Annotated in this window: 10 protein-coding genes; 3 read left to right on the top strand and 7 right to left on the bottom strand. The window is 70.9% G+C overall.

The annotated features are described in order from the left end of the window. Positions 1 to 6: 6 nt before the first annotated feature. Complete coding sequence (locus OG254_RS31085; RefSeq protein WP_405595287.1) at positions 7 to 2388, bottom strand: ATP-binding protein; 2382 nt, start codon at positions 2386 to 2388, stop codon at positions 7 to 9. 354 nt (positions 2389 to 2742) lie between these two features. Between OG254_RS31085 and OG254_RS31080 the strand changes: the two genes are divergently transcribed. Next, positions 2743 to 4092 carry a M14 family metallopeptidase gene (locus tag OG254_RS31080; protein WP_405588189.1) on the top strand — a complete coding sequence of 450 codons (1350 nt, stop codon included), beginning with the start codon at positions 2743 to 2745 and terminating at the stop codon, positions 4090 to 4092. Here the strand turns inward: OG254_RS31080 and OG254_RS31075 are convergent. The 5 genes from OG254_RS31075 to OG254_RS31055 form a co-directional block, all read right to left on the bottom strand. Then, positions 4089 to 4682, bottom strand: coding sequence for a hypothetical protein (locus OG254_RS31075; protein ID WP_405588186.1), 594 nt, complete (start codon positions 4680 to 4682; stop codon positions 4089 to 4091). The two genes, OG254_RS31080 and OG254_RS31075, sit on opposite strands and share 4 nt — an antisense overlap. A 54-nt stretch (positions 4683 to 4736) precedes the next feature. Next, positions 4737 to 6215: a GntP family permease gene (locus tag OG254_RS31070; RefSeq protein ID WP_405595285.1), complete on the bottom strand. Its 1479-nt coding sequence runs from the start codon at positions 6213 to 6215 to the stop codon at positions 4737 to 4739. Between the two features lie 123 nt (positions 6216 to 6338). Continuing rightward, a complete protein-coding gene (locus tag OG254_RS31065) occupies positions 6339 to 6749 on the bottom strand; it encodes a RidA family protein (RefSeq protein WP_405588183.1) in 411 nt (136 codons plus the stop codon). Then, on the bottom strand, positions 6746 to 7507 hold the full coding sequence (locus tag OG254_RS31060) for an IclR family transcriptional regulator (protein WP_405588180.1): 762 nt from the start codon (positions 7505 to 7507) through the stop codon (positions 6746 to 6748). Before OG254_RS31060 ends, OG254_RS31065 begins: the two co-directional genes overlap by 4 nt. Beyond that, complete coding sequence (locus OG254_RS31055; RefSeq protein WP_405588178.1) at positions 7504 to 8769, bottom strand: sugar kinase; 1266 nt, start codon at positions 8767 to 8769, stop codon at positions 7504 to 7506. The genes OG254_RS31060 and OG254_RS31055 overlap by 4 nt, the downstream gene beginning before the upstream one ends. A gap of 139 nt (positions 8770 to 8908) precedes the next feature. Between OG254_RS31055 and OG254_RS31050 the strand changes: the two genes are divergently transcribed. Together OG254_RS31050 and OG254_RS31045 are read left to right on the top strand one after the other, a co-directional pair. Then, on the top strand, positions 8909 to 10180 hold the full coding sequence (locus OG254_RS31050; protein ID WP_405588175.1) for an amino acid deaminase: 1272 nt from the start codon (positions 8909 to 8911) through the stop codon (positions 10178 to 10180). Positions 10181 to 10192: 12 nt separating this feature from the next. Continuing rightward, entirely contained in the window at positions 10193 to 11803 is a 1611-nt protein-coding gene (locus tag OG254_RS31045; RefSeq protein ID WP_405588173.1) for an amidohydrolase family protein, read from the top strand. A gap of 24 nt (positions 11804 to 11827) precedes the next feature. On the opposite strand, the gene OG254_RS31040 is transcribed toward OG254_RS31045, so the two are convergent. Continuing rightward, positions 11828 to 12757, bottom strand: coding sequence for a serine protease (locus OG254_RS31040; RefSeq protein ID WP_405588170.1), 930 nt, complete (start codon positions 12755 to 12757; stop codon positions 11828 to 11830). Between the last annotated feature and the right edge of the window lie 116 nt (positions 12758 to 12873).

Here is a 12873-nt window from a genome sequence, read left to right as displayed (position 1 = left end):
GGGGTCTCAGCTCTGCGCCGCCACCCAGGCGGCGATCTGGCTGCGGTTGCTGAAGCCGAGCTTGCGCAGGACGCGTTCGACGTGGCCCTCGGCCGTGCGGCGGGCGATGACCAGGCGGTCGGCGATCTGCTGGTTGGCGAGCCCCTGGGCGACGAGTTCGGCGACCTCGCTCTCCCGGCGGGTGAGGCGGACGCCGGTCGTCGGCCGGTCGGATCTGTGGCGGCCGTTCCCCTCGCGGGTGGCCGTGGGCGGTCGGGGCCGGACCGTGTCGCCGACGGCGTACTCGACGGTCCGGGTGAGGTCGAGTGCGGCGCCGCGTTCGTGGGCCCGCTCGTAGTCGGGTGGGCCGAGGGCCTCGCGTGCCCGGGTCTCGCTCTCGCGGCGGGCGGACTTGAGGGTCGCCGATCCCCAGCGGTCGCGGTCGATGGCGGCCCAGGTGCGGTCGGCGGCGCCGAGCAGGACGGCCGCGCGCTCGTGGGCGCCCTGTTCGGTGGCGGTGCGGGCCAGGAGGTCGAGGGTGAGGGCGATGCCGATGACGTCGTGCACGGCGAGCTTGAGGCGCAGGGCCTGGCGGGCGTGGTGTTCGGCCCGGGGCCAGTCGCGCTGCACGGTGTGGGCGAGGGCGAGCATCCGCAGGACGTAGGAGTGCACCCACTCCTCACCGTGCCGTTCGCACATCCGGCGGGCCCGCTCGCAGACCTCGACGGCGCGCTCGGCCTCGCCCAGGAAGCCCAGGGCGCAGGCGAGTTCGACCTGGTCGAGGCCGTGCAGGCTGAGGTGCTGGCCGGGGACGGGGCCGCGGGCGACGCTCGCCTCGAAGTGCCCGAGCGCGGTCGGCAGGTCGTCCATGAACAGGGTGATGACGCCGATGACGTACTCGGCGTGCGCCGCCTCCGCCGCGTCGCCGAGGTCCTGGGCCAGGGCGTGGGCCTCGCGGGCGAGGGCGAGGCCCGCGGTGAGGGCGTGGGTGGCGGCGGCGAGGAGTCCGGCGATCCACAGGCCGCGGGCCCTTTCCCGGGTGGGTTCCGGGTTGGCGGCGAGGGCGCGGTCGAGCCAGTGGCGGCCCTCGCGCGCGGCGCCGCAGGCGTGCCAGTGGAACCAGAGGGTGCCGGCCAGGCGCAGGCCCGTGAGGCGTTCGTCCGGGGTGGTGAGGCTGAAGTCGAGGGCGGTGCGGAGGTTGTCCTGGTCGGCTCGCAGCCGGGCGACGATCTCGCGCTGCCCGGGTCCGAACCAGGCCCGCTCGCAGGCGGTGGCGCGGCGCAGCATCCAGTCGCGCTGGCGTCTGCGCGCGGCGGGTTCCTCGCCGGGCAGGCGGCGCAGGCGGTCCAGGCCGTAGTGGCGGAGGATGTCGAGGAGCCGGTAGCGGATGCCGTCGGGGCCGGGCTCCCGGGACAGTACGGACTTGTCGACGAGGCCGGTGACGGCGTCGAGGACGTCGTGGCCTTGAAGCGGCGCGGCCCCTTCGCCCGGGGTCACCCGGGGCTGCGACCCCGCGCACACCGCCTCCGCCGTCTCCAGGTCGAAGCTTCCCGCCAGCACCGACAGCCGGGCCCACGCCAACTGCTCGCGGTCGGTGCACAGTTCGTGGCTCCAGTCGACGGCCGCGCGCAGGGTCTGGTGGCGGGGCAGGGCCGCGGGGCTGCCGCCGGTGAGGAGGCGGTAGCGGTCGTCGAGGCGGTCGAGGAGCTGGTCGACGTCGAGGACGCGCATCCGGACGGCGGCGAGTTCGATGGCGAGGGGAAGGCCGTCGAGGCGGCGGCACAGCCGGGCGACGGCGGCCCGGTTGGCGGCGGTCAGGCGGAAGCCGGGGACCACGGCGGCGGCCCGGTCGGAGAACAGGGCGAGCGCCGGGCACCCCTCGGGCGAGGACAGGTCGCCGTCCGGGTCGGGGACCGGCAGTGGCCGTACGTCCAGGAGGTGTTCCTCGGTCAGGCCCAGGCGGTGGCGGCTGGTGGCGAGGATCCGCACGCCGGTCGTGCCGTGCAGCAGGGCAGCGGCGAGTTCGGCGCAGGCCTGAAGCAGGTGCTCGCAGTTGTCGACCAGCAGGAGCAGCCGACGGTCCCGCAGGTGTTCCACCAGGGCCTGGAGCGGCGGCCGCGCGGAGTGGTCGTGCAGGTCGAGCGCGTCGGCGGCGGCGAGCGGGACGAGCGCGGGGTCGTCCAGGCCGGAGAGGGGCACGAAGCGCACGCCGTCCGGGAAGGTGCGCCGTACGCCGGCGGCGATGCGTGCCGCGAGGCGGGTCTTGCCGACGCCGCCGGGCCCGGTCAGGGTGACGAGCCGGGCCCTGGCCAACAGCTCGCGGCCGACGGCAAGTTCGTCGCGCCGGTCGACGAAGCTGGTCGTCTCGACCGGCAGCTGCTGATCCCGTCGTGGCGCTGATCCGCCCATGATCAGCCGTTCCTCCGGGTGAGGTCGCAGGGAGCCGGAAAGTCCACGGCCGGGGAGGCGGTGGGTGCGCCGGTCCCCGCCTGCCGGCGCTCCCACCGCTCCCCCCTTGCGCGGATCACCACACTCCTCCCGGCCCGCACCGCCCCGCACGCCTGGATCACACCGCCGAGTGGACTTGCCCCGGGACCGCTCCGCCCGCAGGCCGCGCGCGTACACTGCGCGGCTGATTTTCGGATGGTTTACGCCATCGGCGACCTGCTTGCCATTGACCTGTCCATGCCACCGCCGTCACCATGAGCGCCACACCCGCACCACGTACGTCGCACTGAACCCCACCCCCCACAAGGAGAATTCATGCGACTTCGCATACGCGGCTCAGGAGGCCGTAGCGGCAGACGTACCGCCGCACTCGCCACCCTGCTCGCCCTCGCGCTCGCGGCGCCGATCTCGGCGAACGTGTCCGCCAGCGCCGACAGCGCCGCCAAGGCGGCCCCCTCGGCCGACGACATCCGGCAGTACGAGGTCCGTCTGCACGCAACCGCCAAGGACCGCACGGCACTTCAGCGGGCCGGCGTGACCGTGGACGCGAGCGACGACCACGGCGTCGTCGTCTCCGGCCGCGCGGACCAGATCAAGAAACTGAAGACGCTCGGCTACGACGTCACCCCGCTCGGCACGGTCCCCGACCGGTCCGCCGGTGAGGACGACATCCGCCTCAACGACTTCCCGTCCGGCGACTCGCGCTATCACAACTACGCGGAGATGACGAGCGAGATCAACTCGATCATCTCGGCCAACCCCTCCATCGCGAGCCAGCGCGTGATCGGTACGTCGTACCAGGGCCGGAACATCACCGCCATCAAGATCAGCGACAACGTCGGCAGCGACGAGGCCGAGCCGGAGGTGCTGTTCACCCATCACCAGCACGCCCGGGAGCACCTCACCGTCGAGATGGCGCTGTATCTGCTGCGCGAGCTGACCTCCGACTACGGCAGCGACTCCCGCGTCACCGGCCTGGTGAACAACCGGGAGATCTGGATCGTGCCCGACCTCAACCCGGACGGCGGCGAGTACGACATCGCCACCGGCTCCTACCGGTCGTGGCGCAAGAACCGCCAGTCCAACTCCGGTTCGTCGGCGGTCGGCACCGACCTCAACCGGAACTGGAACTATCGCTGGGGCTGCTGCGGCGGTTCGTCGGGCTCGACGTCCTCGGACACCTACCGGGGCGCGTCCGCCGAGTCGGCGCCCGAGGTGAAGGTCGTCGCGAACTTCGTGCGCAGCCGGGTCGTCGGAGGCAAGCAGCAGATCACGGCCGGGATCGACTTCCACACCTACAGCGAGCTGGTGCTGTGGCCGTTCGGGTACACGTACTCCGACACCACGACCGGGATGACGGCCGACGACCGCAACGCGTTCGCCGCGGTCGGGCAGAAGATGGCGGCCAGCAACGGCTACACGGCCGAGCAGGCCAGTGATCTGTACATCACCGACGGCTCGATCGACGACTGGCTGTGGGGCAACCAGAAGATCTTCTCGTACACGTTCGAGATGTACCCGCGGTCCGGGGGTGGGGGGTTCTACCCGCCCGACGAGGTGATCGAGCGGGAGACTGCCCGGAACAGGGACGCGGTGCTGCAGTTGCTGGAGAACGCCGACTGCATGTACCGGTCGATCGGGAAGGAAGCCCAGTACTGCAGCTAGTGGGTCTCCTCGAAGTAGGTGTCCAGAACCGCGTCGAGTTCTGACTCCCACTCCTTGAAGCGGCTCCTGGCCGTCGCCTCGATCTCGATCGGGTACCAGCGGCGGTCAGGAGTGTGCACCGTGACGGTGAAACGCTTCCCGAACCGCGGGGCCTCGGTCTCGATCGCGGCGAGCTCGTCCCAGCGGAACTCGCACTCCTGGTCGTCCAGGGTGAGCCGAACACCCTTGTGGTCGGCGACGATACGGGCCCGGCGATCGGCGGCCTCGAAGACGGGGCCGTCGGCCGGGGCCTCGTCCTCATCGGCCTCGCCGTCGGCCTCCTCATCGGCCTCGTCGTCGGCGTCGTCATCGGCCTCGTCGTCATCGGTGGTGTCTTCACCCACCTCGTCGAGGTCGCCGACCTCCGCCTCGGGCTCGTCGGCGGTCTCGAGGACCGACTCCTCGGAGTCTCTCTCCTCGCCCGCCGACTCCTCGTCCTCCTTCGCGCCCTTGGGCGCCACGGACGCGGGCGAGGTGAGACCGGGGATGAAGGCCGGGTCGAACCCGGCGCCCTCCAGGGGCTGGCTGCCTGAACCTATGCGCTGCTCCACAGCCGAGCAGTATGGTCGACAACCCTGTGTCCCGCGCAACCAGCCCCCGCATCGTTATACGAAGAGGCTCAACACCGCCGCCATCACGAAGCCGGCCACCGACAGGACACTCTCCAGCACGGTCCACGTCTTCAACGTGTCACGCTCGCTGATGCCGAAGTACTTGGCGACGATCCAGAAGCCGCCGTCATTCACGTGCGAGGCGAAGATCGAGCCCGCCGAGATGGCCATGATGACGAGGGCGATGAAGGCCTGCGAGTGGTCGCCCTCGGTGAGGAGCGGGGCGACGATGCCGGCCGTCGTGACGATCGCGACCGTCGCGGAGCCCTGGGCGACCCGCAACACCAGCGAGATCAGGTACGACAGGACGATGACGGGCAGGCCCACGTCGTTGAAGGTGTCGGAGAGGGCCTGGGCCACACCGCTGGCCTTGAGGATGGCGCCGAAGACACCGCCCGCGCCGACCACCAGCAGGATGTTGCCGACGGGCTTGAGCGACGAGGTCGACACCGTCTCCAGGGACTTGCGGGACCAGCCGCGACGGATGCCCAGCAGGTAGTACGCGAGCAGCAGGGCGATCGTCAGGGCCACGAACGGGTTGCCGAAGAACTCGATCACCGAGCGGGCGGTGGAGGGGTCCAGGGCGATCGAGGAGAACGTGGCGGCCAGGATCAGCACCAGGGGCGTACCGATGATGCCGAGGACCGTGCCGAGCGGGACCGGCTTCTCCTGGGGCTCGACCCCGGCCTCCCGCTGCTCGTTGATGACCGCGAGCTTCGCCTCGGCCGCCGCCTCGACCATGTCCTGCGGCACGGCGACGAAGATGCGCTTGCCGATCCACGCCGAGTACACCCACGCGGCCAGCACCGCCGGGATGCCGCAGACGACACCCATGAGGATGACCCAGCCCAGCTCGACGTGCAGGAGGCCGGCCGCCGCGACCGGGCCGGGGTGCGGGGGCAGGAAGGCGTGGGTCATCGACAGGCCTGCCAGCAGCGGCAGGCAGTAGAGCAGGACGGACTTGCCGGAGCGCTTGGCGGCGGCGTACACGATCGGCGCGAGGACGAAGATGCCGACGTCGAAGAAGACCGGGATACCGAAGATGAGGCCGGTCAGGCCCATGGCGAGCGGGGCGCGCTTCTCGCCGAAGAGGTTCAGCAGCCGGGACGCCAACACCTCCGCTCCGCCGCTCACTTCGAGGATCGCGCCGAGCATGGTGCCCAGGCCGATGATGATCGCGACATGGCCGAGGATGCCGCCCATGCCGGACTCGATGGTGGACACGGCGTCGCTTCGCTGGACCGTGCCGAAGAGTTCGGTGACGGAGAGGCCGGCCATCAGGCCGACGACTATGGAGACGGCGAGGAGCGCCACGAAGGGCTGCAGACGCGTCTTGATGATCAGGAACAGCAGGAGCGCTATGCCGATGGCGGCGACCGTGAGCAGTCCGGCCGTACCGTCGATGAGGAGGAGCAGGCCGCCGGTGTGGGGTGGGGTCTCGGCGGGGGCCGATGCGGCGAGGGGGAAGGATATCGGGGACAATTGGGGGTCCTCTGCGTAAGTACATACTGCTTTCGGGCAGGGGGGATCGCGGCATGGCGTCCCAGGGGTGACGGACACCATGCCGTGTGCGGCGTGCGGGAGTTGCGTCGGGCGTCAGCCGAGTACGGCCAGCGCGTCGATCTCGATGAGCAGCCCCGCGGGCAGACCGACGTAGACGGTCGTGCGGGCGGCGGGCGGCTGGGTGAGCCCCTGCTCCTCGAAGTAGGTGTTGTAGATGTCGTTCATCTCGGCGAAGTGGGCGACGTCCGTCAGATAGACGCGGATCATCATCACGTCGTCCCAGGAGGCGTCGCCCTCCTCCAGGATCGCCTTGACGTTGGCGAGGGTCTGGAGGGTCTGCGCACGCAGGGTGGGACCGGCGGGCGTCGGGGGCTTGCCCTCCTCGGCCGGCAGGAAGCCGACCTGGCCGGCGACCTGGAGGATGTTCCCCTTCTTCACGCCGTGCGAGAACTTCGCGGGCGGCGCGGTGTGGGTCTTCGGGGTGAGTGCGATTTTGTCGGTCATACGGTGCCCTTCGCTGAGGTTCTGCCGGAGTACTCTCCGCTGATGTCATCGGCCGTGCGGCGCACCAGCGGGAGCAGGGTGAGAAGTTCGTCGGCGGTGACGACGACGTTCGGCGCGGAGACCGACATCGCGGCGACGACCCGGCCGTCGGCGCCGCGGATCGGTGCGGCGACGCAGTTGATGGACTCCTCGTGGCCGCCGAGGTCGGTGGCCCAGCCCTGTTCGCGCACCTTGCCCAGTTCCTTGAGGAAGGCATCCGGGTTCGGCGTCGAACGGGCCGTGTACATGGGGTAGTCGAGCTTCTCGGCAAGGACGCGGCGCTCGTGCTCGGGCTGATCGGCGAGCAGCAGCTTCGCCACGGCGGCGACGGTGATGGCCACGGGTTTGCCGATCCGCGAGTACATCCGCACCGGGTAGCGGCTCTCGACCTTGTCGATGTACAGCACCTCGTCCTCCTCGTAGACGGCGAGGTGCACGGTGTGCCCGCACTGCTCGTTCAGCCGTACGAGGTGGGGGTGGGCGATCTCGCGGATGTCGAGGTTCTCCATCGCCTCCTGGGCGAGGGCGATGAGGCGGGCGCCGAGGCGGTAGCGCTGGTCGGACTGGCGGTAGACCATGCCGTGCTCGTGCAGGGTGCGCAGCAGCCGCAGCGCGGTGGACTTGTGGACGCCGAGACGGTCGGCGACCTGGCCCAGGTCGGCGGGGCCCTCGGCGAGCAGCGGCAGGATGCTGAGTGCGCGGTCGACGGTCTGGCTCATGGCGTACGTACCTCCTCGGCGGCCCGCTCAGTGGCTTGCGTCCAGCCGGGGCCGAGTCGAAGTTTCCCCCACGCGGTGTCATCAAGGGCGGCGAGGCGGTCGGCGGTGTCGCGGGCCGGGGGTGCGGCCAAGTCGCCGGGGGCGGTGAGGGTGGCGGCGGCCCAGAGGTGGCCGTGGCGAAGGCGGTCGCGAAGGGGCAGTTCACGGAGGGTTGCGGAGAGGAAACCGGCGGCGAAGGCGTCACCGGCGCCAGTCGCTGCCGCGACCTTGACCGTGGGGGCGGGGACGAAGACGGTCGGCTGTGAGGTGCCCGGGGTTGACGCCGGGCGGGGGTGGGTCGCGCGGCCCGGCGCTTGCGGGGTGCCGCCCTTCTGTGGGACGGGCGCCGCCCCAGCGGCACGATTGCCCGCAGCTTGGGCGAGGCGGCTTGGCGAAGCACCGTCCACGGCTTGCGACGGGGGGTTGTCGGCCGACCCAAGGGGCGCGGGGAACTGCGCGACCAGCCACGACGAACCCGCAGCCGACACGAATGCTGTAGCCCCCACTCCTCCTTGCTTCACCACCAACACATGCGGCTCGGGCAAGACGGCACGCACTGCGTCCGGTCCCCCCGTGATCCCCCAGGCCTCCTCCGCCTCGTCCTCCCCCACGAACACGACATCGGCACCACGCGCCAGTTCCAGCAGCACCCGCGGACCGTCGGCGTCACGCCACAGCCCCGATCGGTGATTCACGTCGAAGGACACAAGAGGGCGCCCCGGACGCGGAGCCGTCAGCTCCCGCATCAGGCCGAGACAGTCATCCGACAAGGCCGCCGTGATCCCCGAAAGATGCAGCACCCGCCCCGAACGCACCGCCCGCAGGTCCACGTTGGCCGCGGACATCGCCGACGCCGCCGAACCCGCCCGGTAGTACGCCACCTCGTGCGCGTCCGTGGCCCGGTCGCCGGCCGTGCGGAAGTACACGCCCGTCGGGCGCACCGGGTCCCGGCGTACGGCCGAGACGTCCACGCCGTACCCCCCGATCGCTTCCACCAGATGGTCCCCGAACCCATCCGCCCCGACCCGGCTCACCCACCGCACGGCGTGCCCCGCGGCGGCGAGCCCGCACACGACGTTGGACTCCGCGCCGCCGATCCCGCGCTCGAACGACGGCACGTCGGCGAGGCGTCCGGGGCGGGAGGGCAGGAACGTGACCATGGACTCGCCGAGCGCGACGACGTCCACGCCGTCGGGGGCATTGCAAGGTCCGGTGAGGGTCACGATCGTCGTAGCTCCAGACCTTGTGGTGGATGGATCGGCGGCTCCGTTGACCCCCGGTTGGCCGAGATGTTAGACAGCGGTAAGCGATATACGCAACGGATGTTGCAGACACTGCAACATCACAGATCAGGGAGGTTCCATGAGCAACGAGGCGCTGGCCCGTCTGGCCGAGGAACGCGTCGACCACCGCTTCAAGGGCCTCCCCCCGGACGCCGACGGCCTGACCGTGGCCGAGTTGGCCGCCCAGCGCCGCAACCTCTTCACCGACGGTTTCGCCACTCCCGTGCTCGCGCTCTCCGCCGAGCGCCTGGAGCACAACCTCGACCTCATGGAGACGTACGCCACCCGCCACGGCCTCGCCTTCGCCCCGCACGGCAAGACCTCCATGGCGCCCCAGCTGTTCCAGCGGCAGATCGAGCACGGCGCCTGGGGCATCACGCTCGCCGTGCCGCACCAGGTGCGGGTGGCGCGGGCGTACGGCATCGAGCGGATCTTCCTCGCCAACGAGCTGGTGGACGCGGCTGCCCTGCGCTGGATCGCCGCCGAACTGGCCGCCGACCCGGACTTCCGGCTCGTCTGTTACGTCGACTCCGTGCGCGGCGTGGAGCTGATGGACGAGGCGCTGCGCGACGCCGGGTCGACCCGTCCCGTGGACGTCGTCGTCGAGCTGGCGGCCGGCGACGGTGCCCGTACCGGCGTCCGTACGGAGGCGGAGTGCGCGGCGATCGCGGACGCGGTGGCCGCCGTACCGACGCTGCGGCTGGTCGGCGTCGCCGGGTACGAGGGCGAGGTGCCGAACGCGACCCCCGAGCGGGTGCACGCCTGGCTGCGGCGGCTGGTCGCCCTCGCCGCCGACTTCGACAAGGCGGGCCGTTTCGCGGGGCTGGACGAGATCGTCGTCAGCGCGGGCGGCAGCGCATGGTTCGACGCGGTCGCGGACGAGTTCGCCGAGATCCCCGAACTCTCCCTGCCCGTGCTGAAGTTGCTGCGCTCGGGCGCGTACGTCTCGCACGACGACGGCCACTACCGCAAGCTGACCCCCTTCAACCGGGTCCCGCAGGAGGGCGCCCTCGAACCCGCCTTCCGGCTGTGGGCCCAGGTCGTCTCCCGCCCCTCCCCCGACCAGGCCTTCGTCAACGCGGGCAAGCGCGACGCGGCCTACGACCTCGACCTACCGTTCGCCCAGGTGGTCCGCCGGGACGGCGCCGAGCGCCCGGCCACCGGCATCTCGGTGACGGCCCTGTCCGACCAGCACGCGTGGCTGGCGACGACCGGGGAGGCGGACCTTGAGGTCGGTGACTGGGTCGGGATGGGGCTGTCCCACCCGTGCACGTCGTTCGACAAGTGGCAGCTGATCCCGGTCGCCGAGGCGGACGGGACGGTCGTCGACTACATCCGCACGTTCTTCTAGGAGGTGGCGGTCGTGGAAGAGCTGGTCATCCGGGACGCGGAGGTCGTCGACGGCAGCGGCGGTCCCTCCTACCGCGCCGACGTGGTCGTGGACGGCGGCAGGATCGTGTCGATCGTGCAGGAGGCTGCCGCGGCCGGCTGCCAACGCCCCGAGGCGCGCCGGGAGCTGGACGCGGGGGGCCTGGTCCTGTCCCCCGGCTTCGTCGACATGCACGCCCACAGCGACCTCGCGCTGCTGCGGGACCCCGACCACAGCGCGAAGGCCGCGCAGGGTGTCACCCTGGAGGTCATCGGCCAGGACGGCCTGTCGTACGCACCCGTCGACGACCGCACGCTCGCCGAGGTCCGCCGCGCGATCACCGGCTGGAACGGCCACGGCGACGACATCGACTTCGACTGGCGGACGGTGGGCGAGTACCTGGACCGCTTGGATCGCGGCATTGCCGTGAACGCCGCCTACCTCATCCCCCAGGGCACGGTCCGCGCGCTCGCCGTCGGCTGGGAGGACCGCGAGGCGACGCCGGACGAGCTGGACCGGATGCGGCAGTTGGTCGCGCAGGGCCTGGAGCAGGGCGCGGTCGGCCTGTCGTCGGGGCTGACGTACACGCCCGGCATGTACGCCAAGGACGCGGAACTGACCGAGCTGTGCCGGGTGGTGGCGCGGTACGGCGGCTACTACTGCCCGCACCACCGCTCCTACGGGGCCGGGGCCCTGGAGGCGTACGAGGAGATGGTGGCCCTGACCAGGGAGGCGGGCTGCGCGCTCCACCTGGCCCACGCCACCATGAACTTCGGCGTGAACAAGGGCCGGGCGCCCGAGCTGCTGAAGCTCCTGGACGAGGCGCTTGCCTCAGGGGCCGACATCAGCCTCGACACGTACCCCTACACGCCCGGCTGCACGACCCTCGTCGCGATGCTGCCGAGCTGGGCGAGCGAGGGCGGCCCGGAGGCGATCCTGGCCCGCCTCGCGGACGACGACACGGCCGAGCGCATCCGCCACCACATGGAGGTCAACGGCGCGGACGGCTGCCACGGCGTGCCCATCGAGTGGGACACGATCGAGATCTCGGGCGTGAGCGAGGCGGCGCTCGGGGACCACGTCGGCCGGACGGTCCGGCAGTCGGCGGACGCGCGCGGCGAGGCCCCCTGGGTGACGGCCCGGCGGCTGCTCCTCCAGGACCGGCTGGGCTCGACGATCCTCCAGCACGTGGGACACGAGGAGAACGTGCGCACGATCATGCGGCACCCCGTCCACACGGGCGGCTCGGACGGCATCCTGCAGGGAACGAAGCCGCATCCGAGGGCGTACGGAACGTTCCCGCACTACCTGGGCCACTATGTGCGGGAGTTGGGGGTGCTGTCCCTGGAGGAGTGCGTGGCCCATCTGACCTCGCGCCCGGCGGCGCGGCTGCGGCTGCCGGACCGGGGTCTTGTCCGCGAGGGCTACCGGGCGGACCTGGTGCTGTTCGACCCGCGGACGGTGGCGGCGGGTTCGACGTTCGAGGAACCGAGGAGGCTCCCGACGGGCATTCCGTACGTCCTCGTCGACGGCCGTTTCGTGATCGAGGACGGGCGCAGGACGGACGTACTGGCGGGGCGGGCGGTCCGCAGGACGACTCGGTGACTTCGAACCGCCCGCCGCGAGGTGTTACGGCTTGGGCAGCACGCACCCGCTTGCGTTCAGGTCGAGCTTGTTGTCGACGCCGAAGCAGGCGGAGATCTGGTACGTCTCCTGGGCGTAGTTGATGCCCTGGTGGACGGTCACGTTGCCGCTCTCGTCGACCTCGCACGGGTTGTTGACCGTGCAGCGCTGGCCGTCCTCGTTGCCGGTGTTGTTGACGGCGACGACCTTGTTGGTGGCCTGGTCGATGACGGGGGAGCCGGAGGTGCCGCCGATGGTGTTGCAGGCGGAGGTGTAGCGGACCGAGTCCTTGAAGGTCCAGTCGCCTTCCTTGAGGCGGTAGGCGAACCCGTCGATGTTGCAGCTGTACAGGCGCTTCCAGTAACCGGAGGCCACGGTGATGGCGGTACCGGCGACGGGGTGGGTGTCCGCCATGGTGAGGGCGTTGATGCCGTACGAGCTCTTGATCTGCCCGTACGTGGTGGTGAGCTGATAGATCGACACGTCCGTGTCGGTCATCGTCCCGTACGCGATCTTGCTGGCGCGCAGCGTGGCGACCCGGCTGCCGGAGGCGTTGAGCAGACTGAAGGTCCTGCTGGACGCCCGGTCGACGACGACCTCGCCGGGTCCCGGCATGCCGGTCTCCAGACAGTGGCCGTTGGACATGACCAGCGCGGGGTCGTTGTCCTCCGAGTCCGAGAACCGGACGACGGAGCCGGAGCAGTTGCTGAGCGCGACGGTACCCGCGAAATTGACGGCCTTGGCCTTGGGGGTCAGGACCTGGCCGAGGGTCTCCGTCGTGGACGCCACGGCCTCATTGACCACGGACGTGACGGACGACGTGTCCGCGCTCTTGCCGAAGGAATCGGCCGAGTTCACGGGAGCCGCGACCGCGGGTGCGGCGCCGGCCCCGGCTATCGCCAGGGCGAGGAGGGCGGCGCCGAGAGATTTTCTCATGTGGGGGTCCCCTCATACGAGGAAGGTGACCGGAAGATCTCCGGCCACCCGCACTTTTGTCATGCGCATTCTCACGCAGGAGGGGGGTGTGGACAAGGAGTTGATTACCGGCGAGT

The sequence above is a fragment of the Streptomyces sp. NBC_01092 genome (genome assembly GCF_045039535.1).
Lineage (GTDB): Bacteria > Actinomycetota > Actinomycetes > Streptomycetales > Streptomycetaceae > Streptomyces.
This window is presented reverse-complemented; position numbering and strand designations above follow the sequence as displayed.

Bases quoted from the DNA above. Each gene is read 5' to 3' on its own strand.
- OG254_RS31060 (WP_405588180.1), bottom strand. From the start codon at position 7,507: ATGAGCCAGACCGTCGACCGCGCACTCAGCATCCTGCCGCTGCTCGCC.
- OG254_RS31050 (WP_405588175.1), top strand. From the start codon at position 8,909: ATGAGCAACGAGGCGCTGGCCCGTCTGGCCGAGGAACGCGTCGACCAC.
- OG254_RS31080 (WP_405588189.1), top strand. From the start codon at position 2,743: ATGCGACTTCGCATACGCGGCTCAGGAGGCCGTAGCGGCAGACGTACC.
- OG254_RS31040 (WP_405588170.1), bottom strand. From the start codon at position 12,757: ATGAGAAAATCTCTCGGCGCCGCCCTCCTCGCCCTGGCGATAGCCGGG.
- OG254_RS31085 (WP_405595287.1), bottom strand. From the start codon at position 2,388: ATGGGCGGATCAGCGCCACGACGGGATCAGCAGCTGCCGGTCGAGACG.
- OG254_RS31065 (WP_405588183.1), bottom strand. From the start codon at position 6,749: ATGACCGACAAAATCGCACTCACCCCGAAGACCCACACCGCGCCGCCC.